The sequence below is a fragment of the Sphingomonas jejuensis genome (genome assembly GCF_011927695.1).
GTDB lineage: Bacteria > Pseudomonadota > Alphaproteobacteria > Sphingomonadales > Sphingomonadaceae > Sphingomonas_K > Sphingomonas_K jejuensis.
Genome location: NZ_JAATJE010000001.1, coordinates 1,743,356 through 1,765,822, shown reverse-complemented (window position 1 = coordinate 1,765,822; position 22,467 = coordinate 1,743,356). Strand labels below are relative to the sequence as shown.

Below are 22,467 nucleotides of genomic sequence, written 5' to 3'. Positions count from 1 at the left end.
ACCCGGAGACGTGGGTGAGTGGCTGAAACCAGCGGTTTGCTAAACCGCCGTAGGGGGATTACTCCTACCGAGGGTTCGAATCCCTCCGTCTCCGCCAGTCTCCCTCCATGGGACGGCCCGTTCAATCCCGGGCCATCTACCGGCGACGTCCCCTCCGAGACTTGCGGATGCCGAGGCGCTCTACCTGGACGCATGCTGCCGAAGGCCATCCTCCACGCCAGTCCATGCGACGCCGAAATAGCGGTCATTGTCGAACGGCGTGTCGAGCATGCCCTCTCCGGCAAAGAGGTTCTTCATGTACTGCATCCCCTGCCACGCCGGGTAGACCTCGCCCGTGCGTCCGGGTGCGACACGCTTTGCGATGCCGATGATCAGGTCGAGCATGCCGATCGTTCCGGCGGGAAGGACGCCGTAATCGCGTCCCCTCACGCGCGAGACGACCTCGGCCAGGTCGCGCGCGCTCACCCGCGCCCCGCAGATGTTCAGCGCGCGCGGGCTCTGCGGGTCGAGGGCGGCGCGTGCGGTGAACGCTGCGGTGTTGGCGATAGTCGTGAAATCCATCGGCTGGTCCGCGCTGCCCCAGTAGAGGACTCGGCGCAGGCGATGCTGGATGATCGGGATCGTACCCGACAGCATGTCCATGAACGCGCCGTTGAAGATCGACGTCAACCGGATGTCGGCCTGCTCGGCGATCGCCTGAAAGCGGGCGCGAAGATCGAGGTTACGGTTGGTGCCGCGCGGGATCTTGCGAAAGTCGATCGCGAAGTCCGACGGGATGAAGCGCGGCACTCGCGCCTGAGCCGCGGCATCGAGCAGCCGCCGCTGCGCGGTGACGACAACGGGTTCGAGCCCGCTGAGGGCGGAGACGATGCAGCTCGCCCCATCGACCGCGCGGGCCAGCGACGATGCATCATCATAGTCGACGATCCGGGTCTTTGCGCCTGCCAGGCGATCCGCCCCATTGGCTCCACGGGCCAGCGCCACGACCGGCGCCTTGAGCTCGACCAGCTCGCGGACGATCCGACCGCCCAGGTTTCCTGTTGCGCCAGCGACGATGATCATTCGTATCTCCGCATCTTGCGGCATCATGATCTCAGAAGCGACGCAATGGTTCCGGAGGCGGCCTGGTTCCGCCGGTCGCCCGTCGTCACGCCGTCATTGCGGCCTCGCCGGCGTTCCGGCACCTTTGATCCATGGAGCTGTTCTTTGGCTGGCGATCGGCGGTCCTCCTGTGCGCGGCGCTGGTGACGCTGCCGATCGTCGTCGCGTTGCCGCAAGTCTCCGTGAACCGCTCCGCGAACCGAACGCTCGCGCTGCTTCTGCTGGTCCTGGTCGGGGTGCAGACCCCCTGGGCGATCGGCTTTGCCGGCTTCTACGATCGCTGGCCGTGGCTGACATTCCTGCCGGTCGCTTTGCCTCTGCTCACGCCGCCCCTGGCCTTCTTCTACGCGCATGCGCTGACCCATGGTGGCTGGCCACGCCGCGCCTGGCTCGCCCTGGTGCCGGGTCTCTTCCACCTTGCGGTCATGGTTGCGGCGTTCTGCCTGCCGCTCCCCGCAAAGCGCTTGGCCGCGGACCGGATTGGCCCGTGGATTGGGGCGGCGGTCGCGGTGGGTCTCGTCATCGGCTTCGCTGCCGCACTTGCGCTGCTTGCCCGGACGTTCCGCGACTATTCGCGCTGGCTTGCGGGTCAACGGAGCGACGATGCGCGCTTTGCCACGCGCTGGTTGGGTCGCGCCATTGCGGCGCTTGGGCTGCTCTTCGTGTTGTGGGCGGGCTTTGAACTCGTCGATCTCGTGCGTCCGCTCGGCTATGAAGGGCTGATGCCGCTCTATTGCGGGATCGCAGCGGTAACGGTGTTCTTTGCCGTCGAAGGCTGGCGGCATGCGGCGCTGGTCTGGCCGGTGATGCCGGCCGAGATGCCGGCGATGCCGACAGCACCAACGGGGCACGACTGGCCCGCATTGGGCGCGCGCTGGCAGGCAGAGCTGCGCGCCGCTGGCGCCTTCCGTGAAAATGATCTGACGCTTGCGCGAGCCGCTCGCCTGGTCGCCACCAACACCAACTATCTCTCGCGCGCCTGCAACGACGGGCTGGGGATCAGCTTTTCGACTCTGATCAACCGGATGCGCGCCGAAGCCGTCGCCGACGCCATGGTTGATGGATCCGCGGCGAGCTTGCTCGATCTCGCACTGGACGCAGGCTTCGCTTCGAAGGCGAGCTTCAATCGCGCATTTGCGGAGCGCTTCGGCGCCAGCCCGTCCGCATTCCGCCGACGTCTCACATCGCGAAAAGCTGAGCCCTTTCGCCAAAGTGAGGCGATCGAGGCGTCGGTGTCAGGATAGGGCCTCGGCCATGAACCGTCGCCATCTCCTGCTCGGCCTCGCCCGAAGCTCACTCGCCGGCCTCTTTGCTGCCCGCGCCTTCTCCCCTGCGCATGCCGTGCTGCATGGAACCGGCCGGACGATCGATGCCGACCTCGACATCGCCGTCATGCGTGCGGCGATGGGCATCCACCCCGGCATCTATCGCTATCAGGAAACAGCCGCCGCCCACCGCGAGCTGGCTGCTTTCGAGGCATCCTACCGCGCGGCGCTCCAGCGCGGACATGTCGCCGGTGCTTACCTCGCCCTGTCGCGCTACCTCGCGACCCTGCGATGCGGGCACAGCTACGCCAACTTCTTCAACCAGAACGACGACGACGTGGTGGCTCTGTTCGATCGGAAAACGCGCCTGCCTTTCTGGTTCCGGTGGGTTGGCGATCGCATGATCGTTACGCGCGATACCGGAGGGCTCGGGCTCACTCCGGGCAGCGAGGTCGAACGCGTGAATGGCGTCCGGGCCGCCGATCTGCTGGCGGCGCTCATGCCGTTTACCCGCGGCGATGGCAGCAACGACGGCAAGCGCCGCGCGCTTTTGAGCGTGCAGGGGCACGAGGATTACGAGACCTTCGACATCTTCCAGGGCTTGGTCGCGCCTCCCGGCGGCGATGGCCTGCACCATGTCGCCCTGCGCTTGCCGACGGGGCGACATGTTGACCTGGCGCTTCCCCCGATCGATCTCGCGCAGCGTCGCGCGGCGATGACCCGCGTGCCCGACAGCGGCGACCGGCCACGTTGGACCTGGGAGGAAAGGCGCGACGGCGTGTGCCTGCTCACCATGCCGGGCTGGGCGATGTGGAACAGCCAGTGGAATTGGCGACAATGGCTGGAGGAGCGGCTCGACAGCCTCGCCGGCGCGCGCGGGCTCGTGATCGACATTCGCGACAACGAAGGCGGCGATGATTGCGGCGACCCGATCGTCGCGCGCCTCATCAATCGTCCGCTGGCCGGCTGGCCGTTCGAGACCCGCATCCGCTTCACGCAAATGCCCGCTTTGCTGCGCGATCATTCCACGACCTGGGACGATCGGTTCTACGCTCTGGGCGACGGCGCAATTTCGCTCGGGGGCGGCGAATGGCGCCCGCGCGAGGACGCGGTCCAGAACGCGATCGGTCCGTCGTCGAAGCGGATCACCTGTCCGGTGGCGGCGCTGATCGGCCCGACCAACAGCTCCGCGACCTTCGGCTTCATCAATGCCGCGCGCGCAAGCGGCAAGTTTCGCCTGTTCGGCGAAACCACCGGCGGCAATCGCCGCAGCATCAACGGCGGCGCTTTTCTGTTCGTGAAGCTGCCCAGCAGCGGCATCGTGTTCGACCTGCCGCTGAAGGGCTATGTGTCGCGCACGCCCCAGCCGGATCGCGGGATCGATCCGGACGTGCAGCTGCCCTTCGATCCCGCCTGGATCGGCGCAGAGGCCGATCCGGTGGTCGAGGCCGCGGCACAGTGGTGCGTCGCCTCGGGCAACCCGCGGCGGGGGTCGCCGCAGACGGCGTCGTGAGGCCGTGATCGGCTGATCGGAAGATCATGCTAACAGCGTCGAAGAACGTCCTGGGGCGGGGAGACGCGCGTGAGTCCGTTTGAGTTTCTGATCAGCTTCTACGGCATCCTGCTGGGACTGAGCATCGCCGAGCTGGCGAGCGGCTTTTCACGGGTGTGGGACAAGCGTGCCGTTCACGGGATCGGCTGGCTCGCCCCGCTTCTCGGCACCATCATGTTGGCGGACCTGGTGAGTTTCTGGACCAACACCTGGCTGCTGAAGGACGTCATCGAGGTCGGCTATTTCACCGCATTGGGCGCCGCGGCGATCACCTTGCTCTATTACTTCGCCGCAACGCAGGTGTTTCCCCGCGAGGGTGCCGACGCTGTTCCGGACGCGCACGCGATGGCCCACCGGAAGGTGGTCGTCAGCGCGATGATCGCCAGCAACGTCCTCCTGATGGTCGCGCTCAAGATCATCCTGGATCTCAGCACGCCAAGGCTTCTGGCGGTCTTTCTCACCTATGTGCCGCTGCTGGCCGCCCTGATCTGCGTCGGCTGGCTCCGGACGCGCCGGTCGGTGCGTGTCGCGATGCTGGTGTGCCTCCCGCTGACCATCATCTACAAGCCCTTCGCGGACGGCGTCTGGTCCGCCCTGATCGAGCGCGCCGGCTGACGGCGGCCGTCCGAAAAACGCAGCGGTCGATCCCCAAACTTTCACATGGATCAAGGACGCGCCGGCTGAAACGTCATCATCTGGCGTATGGCTCCGGTGGTCTCTGACGCACCCACGCAGCAGAACGACAGCGAGGCGCGCTTCCGCCTGCTGCTCGGAAACATCGCGCAGGCGTTCTGGGAAACCGATCCGGACGGGGTCGTCGTCGTCGATAGCTCCAGCTGGCGCGCCTATACCGGCCAGAGTGTGGATGAATGGATGGGCTATGGCTGGCTGGGCGCCATCCATCCCGACGACCGCGCCTTTGCCGAGCGTCAGTGGCGTGCATCCGTTGCCGCCCGGCGCCTGGTCGATGCCGAGTTCCGGCTGCAGGCGCCGGATGGCGGCTGGCGCTGGACCAACGTCCGCGCCGCGCCGATGCTCGCCGCCGATGGACGCATCGCCCGCTGGCTCGGGATGAATATCGACATCGATGCGCGCAAGCGGGCCGAAGCCGCTCTCCGGGAGAGCGAGGCCCGGTTCCGCACGCTGGCCGACACCGCGCCCGCCCTCATCTGGTTCAACGATCCGGACGGCAACAACATCTTCGTGAACCAGGTCTGCCTCGATTACACGGGCCGGTCGCAGGCGGAGATCGCGGGGAGCGGCTGGCGCGGTCTGCTAGATCCCCAGCTGGAGGCGGCATATACCGCGGGCTATCTCGCCGCGATCCTAGAGCGGCGCGAATGGCGGGATCGCACGCGCATCCGGCGGTGGGACGGGGCGTGGCACTGGTTCGAGAACCACGCGCGCCCGATGGTCTCGGACGATGGAAGCTAACTCGGACATGTGGGGGTGTCCGTCGACGTCAACGAGGTGGCCGAAGCCGAAGTCGCGCTCCGCACGAGCGAGGCGCGCCAGCAGGTGCTGATCGAGGGGGTGCCGCAGCTCGTGTGGCGCGCGGTCGATCATGGCCGATGGGCCTGGGCAAGCCCGCAGTGGACAGCAAAGACGGGCCAGGCGGAAGCGGACAGCCACGACTTCGGCTGGCTCGACATGGTTCATCCCGAAGATCGGCCGCTGGCGATGGAGGCCTGGGCGGGGGCGATCGACGGCGCCGAATTCCACGCCGACTACCGGCTCTGCCATCCTGCCGAGGGCCGCTATCGCTGGTATCAGACACGCGCGACCCCGGTCCGCAACGATCGCGGCGACATCGTCGAATGGCTCGGCACCTCCACCGACGTCGACGACCTGCGCCGGCTGCAGAAGCGCCAGGAAGTCCTGCTTGCCGAGCTGCAGCACCGCACCCGCAACATCCTTGCGGTCACCCGGTCGATCATCAGCCGGTCGGACGATGGCGAGCGATCCACGGAGGATTATGTCGCGCATCTGCAAGGGCGGCTCGCCGCGCTGGCCCGGGCCCAGGTCCTCCTGACGCGCGCGGCCGGAACCGACGTCGATCTGGAAGGCCTGATCTGGGACGAGTTGCTGGCGCAGGCCGTCTCGGAAGATCAGATCAGCGCGGCAGGGCAGTCGGTCGCGATCTCGCCCAAATGCGCGGAGGTCCTGACGCTCGCCATCCACGAACTTGCGACCAACGCCACGAAATATGGTGCCTTCTCCCGCGCTTCGGGACGGCTCGATGTCGGCTGGAGCATCGAGACGCGGGACAATCGCGATTGGGTGGTGATCCTGTGGAAGGAGCGGGGCGTCCCGGTCATCGATGCCTTTCCGCGCCGCCAGGGGTTCGGGCTGGAGCTGATCACGCGGCGCATCCCCTATGAATTGCGGGGGCACGGCACGCTTGAGCTGAAGCCCGAAGGGATCGAGAGCCGGATCGAGTTTCCGCTCAGAAGTGGCGAGAGCATCCTGCAGACCGACGCCGGGTCGCATTGAGGGGAGGCTGATGGTGGAAGGCGCGCGCGTTCTGATCCTCGAGGATCACTATTACCTTGCGACCGATCTTCAGGCGGCGCTCCAGGCTGCGGGCGCGCAGGTGGTCGGCCCGTTCGGCGACATCGGGGAAGCGTCGCGGGCGCTCGCATCGGACCCGCCGGATTGTGCGCTGGTCGACCTCAACCTTGGCGCCGGCATCAGTTTCGATCTTCCGCAAAGGCTCCGGCAGCATCATGTGCCGTTCGCCTTCGTGACTGGCTATGATCGCGCGGCGATCCCGGACGAGTTCGCGGGCTTCACCCAGCTAGAGAAGCCGGTGGCGGCCCAGAAGGTGGCGGATGTCGTGCAAAGCCTGCTCGCGCCTCAGCAAAGCTGATCGCGCGCAGCGCGGCGTGGATCCGCGCAGACATCGGGCAGCTGGAGATAGTCCGGGTCGAACTCGGCCACGGCAACCAGGGCACTCCAATCAAGGATCTTCACCGATGCGCGGCAGATCTGGATGAGCCGCGTGTCCTGCATGGTCTTGATGGACCGATTGACGGGGACCGGTGTCAGTCCGACGGCATCGGCGATCTGCTCCTGCGTCATCTGGAGCCGGAACACGCCGTCGTTCAGCATGCCGATCTGCGCGCAGCGCGTGGCCATCTCGGCGATCAGGTGAGCGATCCGGGCCAGCGCGCTCTTGCGACCCACATTGATCAGCCACCGCTCCACCACAGAAGCATCGCCCAGACAGTCGCGCCACAGCGCCTCCGAAAGCTCTCTGTTGTCAAGCAAAGGCCGCAGGTCATCGTGTCGCACCCTGATGATGGTCGTGTTCGCCAGCGCATGCAGCGGGGACTGCGCCGCGGGAAGCAGCAGCGAGGGCAGCGCCAGCAGGTCGCCCGGCATGTACACGCTCAGGATCTGGCGAATTCCATCGACAAATTGGCTCGACAGGGCGGCAAGCCCCTCGGCGATCAGGAACGACTCGCTCAGTATCTCACCGGATCTGACGAAATCCCGATGTGCGGCGACCTTCTGCGGCGTCCCGGAAGCTCAAGTACCAAGTTTTGCGCAGGCGATCCGAGTGTAGATCTGGATTCCAGCCTGCGGAGAAGAAGCTTCAACGCCTCGCGTCTCGACCCGATCTCCATGATCTCGCCTCTTTCCATCTCCCGCACAGCGACCTGACATATAAAAACATGCTCTGATCTATGTTGTTTCAACCCGTCTTCGGATGGCGAAGCGTCAGATCCGAAGAAGGAAACTTGCAAAGCAGCCGGCAACGAAGATGCCGGAAGGCCTCGGGTTGATCGCAAAACCGCGCGGCGGTATCAGGCGCGCGGGTGTCGCCCAGCGTGCGCCCGGCAGGCGGCGACAAGGGACAATGCGCTGCAAGCCTTTTTCAAAGACGAGCTAACGCACTTTTTTCGTTCATCAACAGGAGGGTGGCCTCCGTCCGTCTCCCGAAGGCCCCGGCATGAAGGTCGGCATGCTTCCAGGCCTTGCTCTGCGCGGCGCCGGCTTCGGCACCCGCTGCAGCACTCCCTCGCCGATCAGGAAAGATCCGACAGCATGAACCATGCCCATCGCCGTCCGCTTGAAGGCACCGACCTCGACTATTTCGACGTCCGCAGTGCAGTGGAGGCGATCCGGCCCGGTTCCTACGACAGGCTGCCTTATGTCGCGCGCGTGCTCGCCGAACAGCTGGTGCGCCGGGCGGATCCCGCGATCCTGACGGACGCGCTGACGCAGATCGTCGAGCGGCGGCGCACCATGGACTTTCCCTGGTATCCTGCCCGCGTCGTCTGCCACGACATTCTCGGCCAGACTGCGCTGGTCGATCTCGCCGGCCTGCGCGACGCGATCGCGGAGCAGGGGGGCGATCCCGCCAAGGTCAACCCGGTCGTCCCGACGCAGCTGATCGTCGATCACAGCCTGGCGGTCGAATATGGCGGCTTCGACCCGGATGCATTTGCCAAGAACCGCGCGGTGGAGGATCGCCGCAACGAGGACCGGTTCCACTTCATCGAATGGACCAAGCTTGCCTTCGACAATGTCGACGTGGTGCCCGCCGGCAACGGCATCATGCACCAGATCAACCTGGAGAAGATGTCCCCCGTCATCCAGGCGCGCGACGGCGTCGCCTATCCGGACACCTGCGTCGGGACGGACAGCCACACCCCGCATGTCGATGCGCTTGGCGTGATCGCGGTCGGCGTGGGCGGCCTTGAGGCCGAAACGGTGATGCTCGGCCGTCCATCGATGATGCGGCTGCCCGACATCGTCGGCGTGCGCCTTTCCGGCCAGCGCCAGCCCGGCATCACCGCCACCGACATCGTGCTCGCTCTGACCGAGTTCCTGCGCAAGGAGCGCGTGGTCGGCGCCTGGCTCGAATTCTTCGGCGACGGTGCCGACAGCCTGACGATTGGTGACCGCGCGACGATCAGCAACATGACGCCGGAGTTCGGCGCCACCGCGGCGATGTTCTACATCGACGATCAGACGATCGACTATCTGCTCACCACCGGCCGCGATCCCGATCACGTCCGCTTGGTGGAAACCTATGCGCGCCAGGTCGGGCTCTGGTCGGACGCGCTGCGCGACGCCGACTATGAGCGCGTGCTGGAGTTCGACCTGTCGACCGTGGTGCGCAACATGGCCGGCCCGTCGAACCCCCACCGCCGCCTGCCGACCAGCGCGCTCAAGGAGCGTGAGATCGCCGTCAACCTCGATGCCGCTCGCGCCGAGGAGCGGGAGGGCAAGCTGCCCGACGGCGCTGTGATCATCGCCGCCATCACCAGCTGCACCAACACTTCCAACCCGCGCAACGTGGTCGCCGCCGGCCTTGTCGCCCGCAAGGCGAACGCGCTTGGTCTGGTGCGGAAGCCCTGGGTGAAGACGAGCTTTGCGCCCGGCTCCAAGGTCGCGCGCCTCTACCTGGAGGAAGCGGGGCTGCTGCCCGAGCTTGAGAAGCTCGGCTTCGGCATCGTCGCCTATGCCTGCACCACCTGCAACGGCATGTCCGGCGCGCTCGATCCCGACATCCAGCGTGAGATCGTGGAGCGGGATCTCTACGCAACCGCCGTTCTGTCCGGAAACCGCAACTTCGACGGGCGCATCCATCCCTATGCCAAGCAGGCGTTTCTCGCCTCGCCGCCGCTGGTCGTCGCCTATGCCATCGCCGGCACCGTCCGCTTCGACATCGAAACCGACGTCTTGGGCATGCATGACGGGCGCGAGATCCGGCTGGCCGACCTGTGGCCCAGCGACGAGGAGATCGACGCCATCGTCCGCGCGCATGTGAAGCCGCAGCAGTTCCGCGACATCTACGATCCCATGTTCGCCGGCGCGCTGCCGGAGGGGGTGGAGGCAAGCCCGCTCTACGCCTGGCGGCCGCAGTCCACCTATATCCGGCGCCCCCCTTACTGGGACACGCAGGGGCTGGGCGCGCTTGCGGCATCGCCGCGGACGCTGTCGGGCATGCGCCCGCTCGCCATCCTGCCGGACAACATCACGACCGACCATCTGTCGCCGTCCAACGCCATCCTGCCGACGTCGGCGGCGGGCGAGTATCTGACCTCCATGGGCGTGCCGGAGGAGGATTATAACAGCTACGCCACCCACCGCGGCGATCACCTGACCGCGATGCGCGCGACCTTCGCCAACCCGCAGCTCGTCAACGAGATGGCGGTGGTCGACGGCGCGGTGAAGAAGGGCAGCCTTGCCCGGCTGGAGCCGGACGGCACCGTTGTCCGCATGTGGGAGGCGATCGAGACCTATCTGAAGCGCCGTCAGCCGCTCATCATCATCGCGGGCGCCGATTACGGGCAGGGGTCCTCGCGCGACTGGGCGGCCAAGGGCGTCCGGCTTGCGGGCGTGGAGGCGATCGTGGCGGAAGGGTTTGAGCGCATCCACCGCACCAACCTCATCGGCATGGGCGTGCTCCCGCTGGAGTTCCAGCCCGGCACCACCCGGCTGACGCTTGGTCTGGACGGGACCGAGACCTATGACGTTGCCGGCACGCCTGCGGCCGGCGCGACGCTCACCGTCCGGATCAACCGCGCCCACGGCCGGGTGGAGGAGGTGCCCGTCACCTGCCGCCTCGACACGGCGGAGGAGGTGTTGATCTACGAAGCGGGCGGCGTGCTGCAGCGCTTCGCCCAGGATTTCCTCGCCGGCGAGCTGGAAGCGGCATGACCGGCCAGGTCCGCATCCCCGCCACCTACATGCGCGGCGGCACCAGCAAGGGCGTGTTCTTTCGGTTGGAGGACCTGCCGGAGGCTGCCCGCACGCCCGGCGCCGCGCGCGACCGGCTGTTCCAGCGCGTGATCGGCAGTCCCGACCCTTATGCCGCGCAGATCGACGGCATGGGCGGGGCGACCAGCTCTACCAGCAAGTGCGTGATCCTCTCGCCCAGCAGCCGGCCGGAACATGACGTCGACTATCTCTACGGCCAGGTGTCGATCGACACCGACTTCGTCGACTGGTCGGGCAATTGCGGCAACCTGTCCACCGCCGCCGGCGCCTTTGCGATCCATGCCGGCTATGTGGCGGCCGGCGACGACGGCATCCGCACGGTGCGCATCTGGCAGGCCAACATCGGCAAGACCATCGTCGCGCATGTGCCGGTGGCCGACGGCGCGGTGCAGGAAACCGGCGATTTCGAGCTCGACGGCGTCACCTTCCCGGCGGCCGAGATCGTGCTGGAGTTCGTCGATCCCGCCGACGACGATGACGGCGGCTCCATGTTCCCGACCGGCAATCTCGTCGACACGCTCGACGTGCCGGAGGAAATCGTTGCCGGCGGCCGGCTGGAGGCGACGCTGATCACCGCCGGCATCCCGACCATCTTCGTGCGCGCCGCCGACATCGGCTATGCGGGCACGGAACTGCGCGAGGCGATCAACGGCAACCCGGATGCGCTCCGCCGTTTCGAGGCGCTGCGCACGATCGGCGCGCTGAAGATGGGGCTGATCGCCAGGCCCGAGGAAGCGCTGAAGCGGCAGCACACGCCCAAGATCGCCTTTGTCGCACCGCCGGTCGCCTACACCGCGTCCAGCGGGCGGCAGATCGCGGCGGACGACATCGACTTGGTCGTGCGCGCCATGTCGATGGGCAAGCTCCACCACGCCATGATGGGCACGGCGAGCGTCGCCATCGCGACCGCGGCCGCGGTGCCCGGCACGATCGTGAACGCGGCGGCGGGCGGCGGCGACCGCACCGCCGTCCGCTTCGGCCACCCGTCAGGGACGCTGCGGGTGGGCGCCGCCGTCGCCGACGTGGACGGGCGCTGGACCGTCACCAAGGCGGTGATGAGCCGCAGCGCGCGCATCCTGATGGAGGGGCATGTGCGCGTGCCCGCCGGCAGCTTCTGACGGCTTACGCCGGCTCGTCGTCGTGCGCGTCGTCGGCCGTCGTCTTCGGCTCGGAGATCTGCGGCGGCTCCGACGTCATCATTGATCCCTGCAGCGCGATGTCCAGCTTCTCGTCCGCGTCGAGCTTGCCGTCCTTGATCGGCTGTTCGTCCCGGATACGCTCGTCGGCGTCGGTCTGCGGCTTGTCGGCCATGGTCGTTCTCCTTCTGCGCCCTTCAACGGGGGGAGGGGACGGCGCGTTCCGCCTCCCGTGGGGTTGAACCGCAGGCCCGCTTGTTCCTAAGGCAACCGCAACACATCGCCGGCAACCGCCGGACGACATAAGGCAAAGAGGAACCGAGATGACCGACACCGCCACCGCCCCCGCGCCCGCCGCCGATGCTCCGGCGTTCAAGCCGAAGAAGTCGGTCGCTCTGTCGGGCGTGGCGGCGGGCAACACGGCGCTGTGCACGGTCGGCAAGACCGGCAACGACCTCCACTATCGCGGCTACGACATCCTTGATTTCGCCGAGGGCGCGGAGTTCGAGGAGATCGCGCATCTGCTCGTCCATGGCTGGCTGCCCAACCAGGCCGAACTCGCCGCCTACAAGACGAAGCTGAAGGCGCTGCGCGGCCTGCCGCTGGCGGTGAAGGAAGCGCTGTCGGCGATCCCCGCAAACGCCCACCCGATGGACGTGATGCGCTCGGGCGTCTCCGCGCTCGGCTGCGCGCTGCCGGAGAAGGACGATCATGCCGCGCCCGGCGCGCGCGACATCGCCGACCGGCTGATGGCCTCGCTCGGCTCGATGCTGCTCTACTGGTACCACCTGTCGAACAACGGCAACGAGATCGACGTGGAGACCGACGACGAGTCGATCGGCGGCCATTTCCTCCACCTGCTGCACGGGGAACGGCCCAGCGACAGCCATGTGCAGGCGATGCACACCTCCTTGATCCTCTATGCCGAGCATGAGTTCAACGCGTCGACCTTTGCCGCGCGGGTGATCGCGGGAACGGGATCGGACATGCACTCCGCCATCACCGGCGCGATCGGCGCGCTGCGCGGCCCCAAGCACGGCGGCGCCAACGAGGTCGCGTTCGAGATCCAGAAGCGGTACCGCAATCCGGACGAGGCGGAGGCCGACATCCGTGCCCGTGTCGCGGCCAAGGAGGTCGTCATCGGCTTCGGCCACCCGGTCTACACCGTCAGCGATCCGCGCAACGTGGTGATCAAGCGCGTGGCCAAGAAGCTGTCGGACGAGGCGGGCTCCACCAAGATGTACGACATCGCCGACCGGCTGGAATCGGTGATGATGGACGCCAAGAAGATGTTCCCGAACCTCGATTGGTTCTCGGCCGTGTCCTACCACATGATGGGCGTGCCGACCGCGATGTTCACGCCGCTGTTCGTCATCGCCCGCACCAGCGGCTGGGCCGCGCACGTCATCGAGCAGCGCGAGGACAACAAGATCATCCGCCCGAGCGCCAACTATGTGGGGCCGGAGGATCAGACGTGGGTGCCGTTGAAGGAGCGAGGGTGATATCGTTCGAAAATGACTAGCGGGGCGAGCCGAACGTCATTCATTCGCATCACGCGAGGAATTGGCCGCCTCGCACTCTGGCTCTTCGCAGCTGTTGGTGTGCTGTGGACGTTCGGGCAATTCGTGCTGCCCAGGCTAATGTCTGGTCTGTATGTCACCGAGGTGATCCGAACTGTGCCATCGCCCGATCGGCATGCGAAAGCCCAGATCGAGGTAACCCGCGGTGGCTTTGGCACGGTTTGGACCACGCGAGTAAATCTCTTCAAAGATCGTCCCGAGCCTTGGACGGTTTACGAGACGAGAGACAGCGACAAAGTTCCTGGGGCCACTTGGCTTTCAGGTAACGTCCTTCAACTCACGCTCCCTTGCGAGCGCTTTGACCACGTCTCCAATCCCGATGATTGGGAGCGGAACAACGCCAATGAGCGACGCTTGAAAATCAGACTTCGGTATCCCGCTGGCTGCCCGAGTTCCTAGGCGCCTCCACCACCTTATCGAGAGTATCCCATGCCCTACCTCCTCTCATCCGACCTCCCCACCGAACCCGCCGGCAAGCGCTTCCGCGCCGCGCTCGCGCGCCCCGGCATCTACCAGCTGCCCGGTGCGCATAACGGGCAGGCGGCGATCCAGGCGCGCAATGCCGGGTTTGACGGGCTGTACCTCTCCGGCGCGGCGATGACCGCATCGATGGGCCTGCCCGATCTCGGCATCATCACGGTGGACGAGGTCGGCTTCTTCATCCGCCAGATTGTCCGCGCCTCCGGCCTGCCGCTCTTGGTCGATGGCGACACCGGCTATGGCGAGGCGCTGAACGTCATGCACATGGTCCGCACCTTCGAGGATGCGGGCGCGGGCGCGGTCCACCTGGAGGACCAGATCCTGCCCAAGAAGTGCGGGCACCTGAACGGCAAGAGCCTGGTCAGCCCCACCGACATGGCCGCCAAGGTCGCCGCCGCCGCCAAGGCGCGCCGCGACATGGTGATCGTCGCGCGCACGGATGCGGTCGGCGTCGACGGCTTCGACGCCGCGGTTGAGCGCGCACGCCTTTATGTCGATGCCGGCGCGGATGCGATCTTCCCCGAAGGGCTCACCAGCCGCGAGATGTTCGAGCGGTTCAAGGCGGCGCTGCCCGATACGCCGCTGCTCGCCAACATGACGGAATTCGGCAAGACGCCGTTCTTCACGGCCGCCGAGTTCGAGGCGATGGGCTACAAGCTCGTCATCTGGCCCGTGTCCAGCCTGCGGGTCGCCAACAAGGCACAGGCCGAACTCTACGCCTCCATCAAGGCGGAGGGCGGAACCCACAAGATGCTGGATCGCATGCAGACCCGACAGGAACTCTACGACACCATCGGGCTGCACGATTTCGAACAGCTCGACGCCAACATCATCCAGACGATCGTGCCGCAGGGAATGCCGCAGGACGCGTGACAATGGCGGGAGGCATGTTACACTGTAACATATGACCCAACATGCCTCCCACACCACCGCCGGCTTCTTCAACGCGGACATGGCCGCCGGCTATGATCAGCGGAACGCCGGCCTGAAGCCGATCGGCGACTGCCTTCACTTCCTGATGGGCATGGTGCTGGAGGATCTGCCGCCCGACGCCCGCATCCTGTGCGTCGGCGTCGGCACGGGCGCGGAGATCCTGGCGCTTGCCGGCGCTCATCCGGGCTGGTCCTTCACCGGCGTCGATCCATCGGCCGAGATGCTGGCTGTCGGGCGCGACCGGCTGGGGGCGGCGGGCGTGCTCGGGCGCTGCCGCCTCGTTCATGGCTATGTCGACGATGTCGCCGACACCGGCTTCGATGCGGTTGTCAGCCTGCTTGTCGCGCATTTCGTGGCGCCGGCCGATCGGCCCGCCTTCTACCGCGCCATCCATGATCGGCTCCGCCCCGGCGGCCGCTTCGTCAGCGCGGAGATCAGCGCCGATCTCGACGCCGCGGCCGCGCCCGCGATGATCGACGACTGGCGGCTGGTGCATGCGCGCATGGGGGCGGACGCCGATGCGCTGGCCGCGCTTCCGGCCATGCTGCGCGATGTCCTTGCAGTCGTCACGCCGGACCGGACGCAGGCGCTGTGGCGCGACGCCGGCTTCGTGGCCACCGTCCCCTTCTTCCAGGGCTTCATGATCCGCGCCTGGCACGCACGCAAGGGGTGAGCGCGCGGCTGCTTCATGCTAGGGGCGACCCATCATGACCGACCTGCAACGCCCCGTCCTGACCCCGCCCGCTGGCCACACGCGCGTGCTGCTGCACAGCTGCTGCGCGCCCTGCTCGGGCGAGGTGATGGAGGCGATGACCGCGTCGGGGATCGACTATACGATCTTCTTCTACAACCCGAACATCCATCCCAAGGAGGAATATCTGCTCCGCAAGGAGGAGAATATCCGCTTTGCCGAACAGCATGGCGTGCCCTTCGTCGATGCCGACTATGACACGGTCAACTGGTTCAAGCGCGCCAAGGGCATGGAATGGGAGCCGGAACGCGGCATCCGCTGCACCATGTGTTTCGACATGCGCTTCGAACGCACCGCCCTCCACGCGCACGAGCATGGCTTTCCGGTGATCACCTCCTCGCTCGGCATCAGCCGGTGGAAGGACATGAACCAGATCAACGGCTCGGGCGAGCGCGCGGCTTCGCACTATCCGGACATGACCTACTGGACGTTCAACTGGCGCAAGGGCGGCGGCGCGGCCCGGATGATCGAGATCTCCAAGCGGGAGCGCTTCTACCAGCAGGAATATTGCGGCTGCGTCTATTCGCTGCGAGACACCAACGCCCACCGCGTGGCGCAGGGCCGCGCGGAGATCGATCCCGGCAAGCTCTTCTACGGCGACGACCAACCGGCCTGAGGGGAGGGGGCGGCGCCACCTGCCGACCGGATCAGCCCGTCACCAGCGTTCACCTCGAAGCGACAAACCCCTGTATGTGCAGGGATCGTCGACACCGAATGCGCTGGCCGCACCGGCGTGCGGCGAGGCTGCACGCTGGATAGGAATGCAGTCCCGCGCCGATCCCTGTTCCGGGTCGATGGCCAGGAGCCCGCGACGCATGCCGGGGGCGGCGCCAGATACGAGCTCCCGGGTTAGCGACGACGGCAGATCCGAACCTCCGCACTCAGGCGGCGTTTCTCAAGTCCAGCCTGGTTGGGAACACCGGGACGCGGGGCAGGGACGCGACGTGCGCGGCCGTTTCGCTTGCTTCGGAAAGATGAACCACCCGCTTGGCAAACTCCCGCTCGAAGCTGTGGGATCGCGCCACCGACGCTGCGACGCTCATCATCTCGGTGACCTTCTGCCGGTTCTCACAAAGATCGACGACGATGTTCGCCAATTGCTTGATGTCACCCATTCTGCAGACGTCGCCGAACCCGCCAAGGCTGAGAAGACCCCGCAACGCTGCGTTGTTGTAGCCGATCGTTGGCACGCCGCAGCCGGCGGTTTCCATATAGGTGCAGGATGGATCGGCCTGCTTGTGGCAGCACAGGAACATGTCCACATTCTGCCTGAAGAAGGGGACAAGCCTGGTCAGGTAGTCGACCGAGCCATGAAGCGTGATGGCATCGTCTAGGCCGCCGGCGCCGATCTGATGCTCGATCAAGGCGCGCGATGGTCCGTCCCCGAAGATGTCGAGGGTCACGTCCGCACCCGCGCGACGGGCTTCGGCGATCACCGGAACCAGGTCCTCCACGCCCTTGATGGGGTCCAGCCGTCCTGAGAAGGCCAGCCGCAATGGCTCACGGCTTGAGCAGCTGCCCTGCTTCAGCCGGAGCTCCGAAGACGAGATAACCGCCTTCTCCGGCATGCGCGTGTCGAAGAACTGCACGGAGTGCTGCGAGCACGCCCCGTAGGCATCGAAAGCCGGAAACCCGTTGCACTGCAGCCCGGCGGACATCCGGAAGGATCGACGGCGGTAAAGCTCCGCCTTTGCTGCCCACGCGCTTCTCTTCAGGCGCCTGAGCGGCGACGCTTCTTCCAGCCTGATGATGTCGAGTTGGGTCTTGAGCGGATTTTCGACGATGTAGACGATCGGCGTCGAGGTGATCCGTGGAAGGTGGTGATCAAGATGATTGTCGCCGCTCGCAAAACCACAGCCGCGCCCTGGACATCCGCTGCCGTCAGCCGGCTGTGCTCCGGGACGACATCCACGGTAAATGGCAGGTCACCTGGGTCATAGCTCTCGCCAAAGACGATGTTCTTCTCATCGCCCTTCCGCATGATGCAGCGGACTGTGCCGTTCCACCGTGATGCATATTGCGCCAGACCGTCCACGGCCTTCCGGTCGAGGTGCAGCTTGTTGCCCGCGACGGTCGCGGTCGTGCTCGGAATAACGGTTAAGACACGTCGATTGTTGATTGGCCTGATCATCGAACATCCCCCCGGACAATTCTTGATTGTTCTTTATCTGTAACCGGCAACCTGCTGGCACTCGCCGGCGGGGTCCAACGGACATCTGCCGGAAATTTGTGGAGGTTGGTCAAGGCCCCCGCCCGACTCACCGCCACCTGGCTTCAACGTTCTTCGATCCGGTATCAGGACCACCAACTCGTCGGACGCGCCGATCTGAAATGGTGGCCTGGGCCAGCTCGCTGCCTTCGGCTCTCAACGCTACACAGCACGCGGATGCAGAAGAAGGCGGCGCTTCCGCACGCTCTTCGGCACATTGTCGGACCGACACCATGGTCCGGTTCGACTCGAATGGTTAACCTAAAATGCTCGGCCGATCCATCGGCGATTCCCGCCGACGGGTCGCCATCGAACGAAGTCCCGTGTTGGGACCACGCGGCGCGAGCAGTTCCGTCAACCGGGCGGCCGTCACCGTGGCAGCACGGCCTTGGGAAAGTCCTTCCACACGCTGTCGTAATCCAGCTGCGCGTCGGACAGCGCCTGCGCGGTCGGGCGGTATGGCCAGCAGCTTTCCAGCATGAACGCCATCGTGCCCTCGATGCGATGGGGCTTCAGCTCGGCCGCGCTTGCCGCCTGCCAGCTCGCCACGTCGGGGCCATGCCCCGCCATCAGGTTGTGGAGCGACAGCCCGCCCGGCGCGAAACCGTCCGCCTTGGCGTCATAGGCACCCAGGATCAGCCCCATCGCTTCCGACATGACGTTGCGGTGGAACCAGGGCGGCCGGAACGTGTCCTCCGCCACCATCCACCGCGGGGGAAAGATCACGAAGTCGGCATTGGCCCGCCCCGGCACGTCGGACGGCGACGTCAGCAGCGTGAAGATGGACGGGTCGGGATGGTCGAAGCTGACCGTTCCGATCGTGTTGAACCGCGCCAGATCGTACCGCCACGGCGCCAGGTTGCCGTGCCACGCCACCACGTCGAGCGGCGAATGGTCGAGCGTCGTCGTCCACAGACTCCCGCCGAACTTCTGGATCAGCGCGACCGGCTCGTCGCGGTCCTCGAACCACGCCACCGGCGTCTCGAAGTCGCGCGGATTGGCAAGGCCGTTGGCGCCGATCGGCCCCAGGTCGGGCAGGCGGAACAGCGCCCCGTGATTTTCCAGCAGGTAACCGCGCGCCGCCCCGTCCGGCAGCAGCGCGCGAAAGCGGACGCCGCGCGGCACCAGCGCGATCTGCCCCGGCGCGATGTCGATCCGCCCCAGCTCGGTCAGCAGCGCCAGCCGCCCGTCCTGCGGCACGAACAGCAGCTCGCCATCGGCGTTGGCGAACACGCGCGCGTCCATGTCGCGGTTGGCGGCATAGCGGTGGATCGCCACGCCCTCTAGCGCAGCCGGGTCGCGGTTCGCCATCGCCGTCACCAGCCCGTCGATCAGGTCCGTCGGCACCGCGGCGGGCGGCAGCGGGTCCCAGCGCAGCCGGTTGGGCGCAAGCGGCGCATCCGACGTGCCGGGCGCAAAGCGCGCCGCGCCCTCATAGGCGACGAACGGCGGGTGCTCGGCGGTCGGCCGCATGCGGTACAGCCAGCTGCGCCGGTTCTCGTGGCGCGGCGCGGTAAAGGCGGTGCCGGACAGCTGCTCGGCATAAAGGCCGAAGGCCGGCCGCTGCGGGGAGTTGCGGCCGATCGGCAGCGCCCCGGCCACCGCCTCCGTCGACACATGGTTGCCGAAGCCGGGGATGTACCCGGCCGAGCGTCGCGCTCCCTCGGTCGTCATGCCCCCCTCCCCTTCAGCGGCCGCCCGATCGCGTCCCGGCGGCGATCACGCATCCACCTGGATCACGCCGCGGCGGATCTGATCCAACTCGATGCTTTCGAACAGCGCCTGGAAATTGCCGTTGCCGAAGCCCTCGTTGCCCTTGCGCTGGATAATTTCGAAGAAGATCGGGCCCACCATCGGCTCGGTGAAGATCTGCAGCAGCAGCCCTTCGTCGCCGACCGCCCCGTCGATCAGGATCCGGTTGCGGCGCAGCCGCTCCAGGTCCTCGCCGTGCCCGGGCACGCGCTTGTCGACCAGCTCGTAATAGGTCTCGATCGTGTCCTGCAGCCTCACGCCGCGGGCGCGCAGTCGCTCCACCGTGTCGTAGATGTCGGCCGTGGTCAGCGCCAGGTGCTGGATGCCCTCGCCATTATACTCGCGGATGAACTCCTCGATCTGGCTGTTCTCGTCCTGGCTTTCGTTCAGGGGAATGCGGATGGCCTTGTCGGGCGCGATCATCGCCTGGCTGAACAGGCCCGTCGCCTTGCCCTTGATGTCGAAATACTTCTGCTCTTCGAACCCGAACAGCCGGCCGTAGAAGCTGGACCAGGTCCGCATCTCGCCGCGTCGGACATTGTGGGTCAGGTGGTCGAGCAGGTCCAGCCCGACATTGTTCTCGGCCTCCGCCGCCTGCCAGCCCGGGATCTCGTCCCAGTCGGCGTATAGGTCGACGCCGGCCTGCACGAGGTAAAGGTTGCTGCCGCCGATGCCCTCGATGACGTGGCTGTCGGGGCCGAGCGTGCCGCTCGCGGCGTCGACCGCCGTGGCGCCGGCCGCCACCGCATGGTCGAACGCGGCCCCGGGGTCGGCGACCCGGAACGCCATGCCGCTCGCCGACGGCCCGTGCGCCGCCCGGAATGTCGCCGCTTGGCCGTCAGCGGCCCGGTTGAGCAGGAGGTTGATGCGCCCCTGCTTGTACCGGGTGACGTCGCGGTCCGGGTGGCGGTGCGTCGGGACAAAGCCCAGCTGCTCGAACCCGGCGGCCAGCGCGGCCGGATCGGGCGAGGTGAACTCGCAGAACTCGAACCCTTCGAGGCCCAGGGGATTGGCGTCATCGACGGCCATGATCGCTCTCCAAGATGGTATCAGTTGTTACCATCCTTATCGATCCGGCGGCCGGTCGCCGTCAACAGGGCCGTGCCGCCCGCCGGCCGCTATCCGCCCCGCGCCACCTGGAAACCGGCAAAGGACTGGCTGACCGGCATGATCTCCAGCCGGTTGACGTTCAGGTGCGGGGGCAGTCCCGCGATCCACAGCACGGTTGCGGCGATGTCCTCCGCCGTCATCGGCGTCGCCCCCTGGTAGAGCGCATCGGACGCGCCCTGGTCGCCGCCCGTCCGCACCAGCGTGAACTCGGTCTCCACCATGCCCGGGTCGATCAGGCTGGCACGCACGCCCGTGCCGTGCAGGTCCGATCGCAGCGCCAGCGTGAACTGCTGCACGAACGCCTTGGTGCCGGCATAAACGTTGCCGCCGGGATAGGGATAGCTGCCCGCCACGGACGCGATGTTGATGATCGCCCCGCGCCGCTCGATCAGGCGCGGCAGCAGGCGGTGGGTCAGCGCCAGCAGCGCGGTGACGTTGGTGTCCACCATCGTGCGCCACTGCGTCAGGTCCGCCTTCTGCGCGGGCCCGGTGCCCAGCGCCAGCCCGGCATTGTTGACGAGCAGGTCGACCGCCGCGAACCGGTCGGGCAGGGCATCGATCGCCGCGGCCATCGCGGCTTCGTCGCGCACGTCGAAGACGGCGGGATGCACGGCCTCGCCATGCTCGTCCCGCAACCGCTCCAGCCGCTCGGCGCGGCGGCCGGTCGCGACCACCTGCCACCCTGCGCCGATCAGTGCGGCAACCGTGGCCGCGCCGATGCCGGATGTCGCACCCGTGACGATCGCTGTCTTCATGTCCGCGTCTCCGTTCCTCAATGCGCCGCCCCCGGCTTCAGGTGCAGCAGCGCGACCACGATGCCGCCGGCCACCAGCCCGACCACGCCCGATGCCACTGCCGTCACCAGCCATTCGATGGCGGCGGCGTCGCCGCCGATGCCGACCGCCAGGTCGTGGATCACATGCTCCGGCCCGGCCAGTCCCAGCTCGGCCAGGCCGTGGATCAGGATGCCGCCGCCGACCCACAGCATCGCCGCCGTTCCGACCACCGCCAGCACCTTCAGCAGCATCGGCATGGCCTTCACCAGCCCGCGGCCGATCCCCGCCGCCGAACCGCCGGCACGCTGCATGCGCAGGCCCACATCGTCCATCTTCACCAACAGGCCGACCAGGCCGTAGACCGCGACGGTCACGGCGATGCCGACCACCGCCAGCACCACCGCCTGCGTCACGATCGGGCTCTCCGTCAGCTCGTTCAGCGTGATCACCATGATCTCGGCCGACAGGATGAAATCGGTGCGGATCGCGCCGCTCACCTGCCGCTGCTCCAGCTCGGCGGGCGAGGAGATCGCGGCGACCTCCGTCTCGGCATGCTTGCCGCGCAGCGAATGAAGGATCTTCTCCGCGCCCTCGAAGCTCAGATAGAGTCCGCCCGCCATCAGGATCGGCGTCAACGCCCAGGGCGCAAAGGCGCTCAGCAGCAGCACCACCGGCAGGATGAAGATCAGCTTGTTGCGAAGCGAACCGATCGCGATCTTCGCGATGATCGGCAGCTCGCGCTCCGGCGGCAGTCCGACGACATAGCCCGGCGTCACCGCCGCGTCGTCGATGACCACGCCCACGGTCTTGCTGCCGGCGCGTCCGGCCGCTGCTGCGATATCGTCGGCGGATGCCGCCGCCAGACGCGCCAGCGCAGCGACGTCGTCCAGAAGCGCCAACAAACCACCCGCCATCGGATCCCCTTTCCTGAAGCCGGGATCGGCATGCGCAGAAACCGGCCGGGCCGTCCATGACCGATCACGAATGGCGGCGCTCCGGCCCCCCGCCAATGAAAATGCGGGACACCTTCGTCTCGAAGATGCCCCGCACATGGGAAGAACGATTTGTGTCGTGCGTTCGGGAACGC

21 protein-coding genes, 1 tRNA gene and 1 pseudogene are annotated in these 22,467 nt (G+C 66.9%); 13 read left to right on the top strand and 10 right to left on the bottom strand.

Going from position 1 to position 22,467, the window contains the following annotated elements; genetic code table 11:
• The first annotated feature begins 4 nt into the window (after window positions 1–4).
• Window positions 5–97 (top strand) — tRNA-Ser (locus GGR88_RS08885).
• An 83-nt stretch (window positions 98–180) separates the two neighbouring features.
• Here the strand turns inward: GGR88_RS08885 and GGR88_RS08880 are convergent.
• A complete protein-coding gene (locus GGR88_RS08880) occupies window positions 181–1,062 on the bottom strand; it encodes an NmrA family NAD(P)-binding protein (protein WP_167954147.1) in 882 nt (293 codons plus the stop codon).
• 131 nt (window positions 1,063–1,193) lie between these two features.
• On the opposite strand from GGR88_RS08880, the gene GGR88_RS08875 reads away from it, so the two are divergent.
• From GGR88_RS08875 to GGR88_RS08850, 6 genes are all read left to right on the top strand, one after another.
• On the top strand, window positions 1,194–2,345 hold the full coding sequence (locus tag GGR88_RS08875) for an AraC family transcriptional regulator (protein ID WP_209023224.1): 1,152 nt from the start codon (window positions 1,194–1,196) through the stop codon (window positions 2,343–2,345).
• A gap of 10 nt (window positions 2,346–2,355) precedes the next feature.
• Window positions 2,356–3,879: a S41 family peptidase gene (locus GGR88_RS08870; protein WP_167954146.1), complete on the top strand. Its 1,524-nt coding sequence runs from the start codon at window positions 2,356–2,358 to the stop codon at window positions 3,877–3,879.
• Between the two features lie 69 nt (window positions 3,880–3,948).
• Window positions 3,949–4,533, top strand: a complete 585-nt coding sequence (locus GGR88_RS08865) for a hypothetical protein (RefSeq protein WP_167954145.1) — start codon at window positions 3,949–3,951, stop codon at window positions 4,531–4,533.
• A 96-nt stretch (window positions 4,534–4,629) separates the two neighbouring features.
• Window positions 4,630–5,352: a PAS domain S-box protein gene (locus GGR88_RS08860; RefSeq protein WP_167954144.1), complete on the top strand. Its 723-nt coding sequence runs from the start codon at window positions 4,630–4,632 to the stop codon at window positions 5,350–5,352.
• A gap of 15 nt (window positions 5,353–5,367) precedes the next feature.
• Window positions 5,368–6,411, top strand: coding sequence for a PAS domain-containing protein (locus tag GGR88_RS15605; protein ID WP_167954143.1), 1,044 nt, complete (start codon window positions 5,368–5,370; stop codon window positions 6,409–6,411).
• A gap of 10 nt (window positions 6,412–6,421) precedes the next feature.
• Complete coding sequence (locus GGR88_RS08850) at window positions 6,422–6,787, top strand: response regulator (protein WP_167954142.1); 366 nt, start codon at window positions 6,422–6,424, stop codon at window positions 6,785–6,787.
• Here GGR88_RS08850 and GGR88_RS08845 read toward each other — a convergent pair.
• Both GGR88_RS08845 and GGR88_RS15515 read right to left on the bottom strand, forming a co-directional pair.
• Window positions 6,775–7,104 carry a Crp/Fnr family transcriptional regulator gene (locus tag GGR88_RS08845; protein WP_342449770.1) on the bottom strand — a complete coding sequence of 110 codons (330 nt, stop codon included), beginning with the start codon at window positions 7,102–7,104 and terminating at the stop codon, window positions 6,775–6,777. The genes GGR88_RS08850 and GGR88_RS08845 overlap by 13 nt on opposite strands.
• A gap of 84 nt (window positions 7,105–7,188) precedes the next feature.
• Window positions 7,189–7,419: pseudogene (locus GGR88_RS15515) on the bottom strand (cyclic nucleotide-binding domain-containing protein); the annotation flags it as partial.
• A gap of 549 nt (window positions 7,420–7,968) precedes the next feature.
• Between GGR88_RS15515 and acnD the strand changes: the two are divergent.
• The gene (acnD, locus tag GGR88_RS08840; protein ID WP_167954140.1) at window positions 7,969–10,593 is read left to right on the top strand and encodes a Fe/S-dependent 2-methylisocitrate dehydratase AcnD; all 2,625 of its coding nucleotides are present in this window, start codon (window positions 7,969–7,971) and stop codon (window positions 10,591–10,593) included.
• Window positions 10,590–11,771 carry a 2-methylaconitate cis-trans isomerase PrpF gene (prpF, locus tag GGR88_RS08835; protein ID WP_167954139.1) on the top strand — a complete coding sequence of 394 codons (1,182 nt, stop codon included), beginning with the start codon at window positions 10,590–10,592 and terminating at the stop codon, window positions 11,769–11,771. The genes acnD and prpF overlap by 4 nt, the downstream gene beginning before the upstream one ends.
• Before the next feature lie 4 nt (window positions 11,772–11,775).
• Here prpF and GGR88_RS08830 read toward each other — a convergent pair whose 3' ends face one another.
• The gene (locus GGR88_RS08830) at window positions 11,776–11,964 is read right to left on the bottom strand and encodes a hypothetical protein (RefSeq protein ID WP_167954138.1); all 189 of its coding nucleotides are present in this window, start codon (window positions 11,962–11,964) and stop codon (window positions 11,776–11,778) included.
• Between the two features lie 148 nt (window positions 11,965–12,112).
• On the opposite strand from GGR88_RS08830, the gene prpC reads away from it, so the two are divergent.
• The 4 genes from prpC to GGR88_RS08810 all read left to right on the top strand — a co-directional run bounded on the left by prpC (window position 12,113) and on the right by GGR88_RS08810 (window position 16,149).
• Window positions 12,113–13,291: a bifunctional 2-methylcitrate synthase/citrate synthase gene (gene prpC, locus GGR88_RS08825; protein ID WP_167954137.1), complete on the top strand. Its 1,179-nt coding sequence runs from the start codon at window positions 12,113–12,115 to the stop codon at window positions 13,289–13,291.
• A gap of 507 nt (window positions 13,292–13,798) precedes the next feature.
• Window positions 13,799–14,722, top strand: a complete 924-nt coding sequence (gene prpB / locus GGR88_RS08820) for a methylisocitrate lyase (protein WP_167954136.1) — start codon at window positions 13,799–13,801, stop codon at window positions 14,720–14,722.
• 31 nt (window positions 14,723–14,753) lie between these two features.
• Window positions 14,754–15,455 carry an SAM-dependent methyltransferase gene (locus GGR88_RS08815; protein ID WP_167954135.1) on the top strand — a complete coding sequence of 234 codons (702 nt, stop codon included), beginning with the start codon at window positions 14,754–14,756 and terminating at the stop codon, window positions 15,453–15,455.
• Window positions 15,456–15,489: 34 nt separating this feature from the next.
• Window positions 15,490–16,149: an epoxyqueuosine reductase QueH gene (locus GGR88_RS08810; protein ID WP_167954134.1), complete on the top strand. Its 660-nt coding sequence runs from the start codon at window positions 15,490–15,492 to the stop codon at window positions 16,147–16,149.
• 265 nt (window positions 16,150–16,414) lie between these two features.
• On the opposite strand, the gene GGR88_RS08805 is transcribed toward GGR88_RS08810, so the two are convergent.
• The 6 genes from GGR88_RS08805 to GGR88_RS08780 form a co-directional block, all read right to left on the bottom strand.
• Window positions 16,415–17,191: a glycosyltransferase gene (locus GGR88_RS08805; protein ID WP_167954133.1), complete on the bottom strand. Its 777-nt coding sequence runs from the start codon at window positions 17,189–17,191 to the stop codon at window positions 16,415–16,417.
• 53 nt (window positions 17,192–17,244) lie between these two features.
• The gene (locus tag GGR88_RS08800) at window positions 17,245–17,664 is read right to left on the bottom strand and encodes a hypothetical protein (protein WP_167954132.1); all 420 of its coding nucleotides are present in this window, start codon (window positions 17,662–17,664) and stop codon (window positions 17,245–17,247) included.
• A 447-nt stretch (window positions 17,665–18,111) separates the two neighbouring features.
• Complete coding sequence (gene hmgA / locus GGR88_RS08795) at window positions 18,112–19,416, bottom strand: homogentisate 1,2-dioxygenase (protein WP_167954131.1); 1,305 nt, start codon at window positions 19,414–19,416, stop codon at window positions 18,112–18,114.
• 45 nt (window positions 19,417–19,461) lie between these two features.
• Window positions 19,462–20,523, bottom strand: coding sequence for a 4-hydroxyphenylpyruvate dioxygenase (gene hppD / locus GGR88_RS08790; protein ID WP_167954130.1), 1,062 nt, complete (start codon window positions 20,521–20,523; stop codon window positions 19,462–19,464).
• 89 nt (window positions 20,524–20,612) lie between these two features.
• A complete protein-coding gene (locus GGR88_RS08785) occupies window positions 20,613–21,359 on the bottom strand; it encodes an SDR family NAD(P)-dependent oxidoreductase (protein WP_167954129.1) in 747 nt (248 codons plus the stop codon).
• A gap of 17 nt (window positions 21,360–21,376) precedes the next feature.
• Entirely contained in the window at window positions 21,377–22,294 is a 918-nt protein-coding gene (locus GGR88_RS08780) for a DUF808 domain-containing protein (protein WP_167954128.1), read from the bottom strand.
• Between the last annotated feature and the right edge of the window lie 173 nt (window positions 22,295–22,467).

Bases quoted from the DNA above. Each gene is read 5' to 3' on its own strand.
- GGR88_RS08815 (WP_167954135.1), top strand. From the start codon at position 14,754: ATGACCCAACATGCCTCCCACACCACCGCCGGCTTCTTCAACGCGGAC.
- GGR88_RS08800 (WP_167954132.1), bottom strand. From the start codon at position 17,664: ATGATCAGGCCAATCAACAATCGACGTGTCTTAACCGTTATTCCGAGC.
- GGR88_RS08875 (WP_209023224.1), top strand. From the start codon at position 1,194: ATGGAGCTGTTCTTTGGCTGGCGATCGGCGGTCCTCCTGTGCGCGGCG.
- GGR88_RS08780 (WP_167954128.1), bottom strand. From the start codon at position 22,294: ATGGCGGGTGGTTTGTTGGCGCTTCTGGACGACGTCGCTGCGCTGGCG.
- GGR88_RS08870 (WP_167954146.1), top strand. From the start codon at position 2,356: ATGAACCGTCGCCATCTCCTGCTCGGCCTCGCCCGAAGCTCACTCGCC.
- GGR88_RS08805 (WP_167954133.1), bottom strand. From the start codon at position 17,191: ATGTCCGCCGGGCTGCAGTGCAACGGGTTTCCGGCTTTCGATGCCTAC.
- GGR88_RS08830 (WP_167954138.1), bottom strand. From the start codon at position 11,964: ATGGCCGACAAGCCGCAGACCGACGCCGACGAGCGTATCCGGGACGAA.
- GGR88_RS08785 (WP_167954129.1), bottom strand. From the start codon at position 21,359: ATGAAGACAGCGATCGTCACGGGTGCGACATCCGGCATCGGCGCGGCC.
- prpF (WP_167954139.1), top strand. From the start codon at position 10,590: ATGACCGGCCAGGTCCGCATCCCCGCCACCTACATGCGCGGCGGCACC.
- hmgA (WP_167954131.1), bottom strand. From the start codon at position 19,416: ATGACGACCGAGGGAGCGCGACGCTCGGCCGGGTACATCCCCGGCTTC.
- GGR88_RS08850 (WP_167954142.1), top strand. From the start codon at position 6,422: ATGGTGGAAGGCGCGCGCGTTCTGATCCTCGAGGATCACTATTACCTT.
- GGR88_RS08880 (WP_167954147.1), bottom strand. From the start codon at position 1,062: ATGATCATCGTCGCTGGCGCAACAGGAAACCTGGGCGGTCGGATCGTC.
- prpB (WP_167954136.1), top strand. From the start codon at position 13,799: ATGCCCTACCTCCTCTCATCCGACCTCCCCACCGAACCCGCCGGCAAG.
- prpC (WP_167954137.1), top strand. From the start codon at position 12,113: ATGACCGACACCGCCACCGCCCCCGCGCCCGCCGCCGATGCTCCGGCG.
- hppD (WP_167954130.1), bottom strand. From the start codon at position 20,523: ATGGCCGTCGATGACGCCAATCCCCTGGGCCTCGAAGGGTTCGAGTTC.
- acnD (WP_167954140.1), top strand. From the start codon at position 7,969: ATGAACCATGCCCATCGCCGTCCGCTTGAAGGCACCGACCTCGACTAT.
- GGR88_RS08810 (WP_167954134.1), top strand. From the start codon at position 15,490: ATGACCGACCTGCAACGCCCCGTCCTGACCCCGCCCGCTGGCCACACG.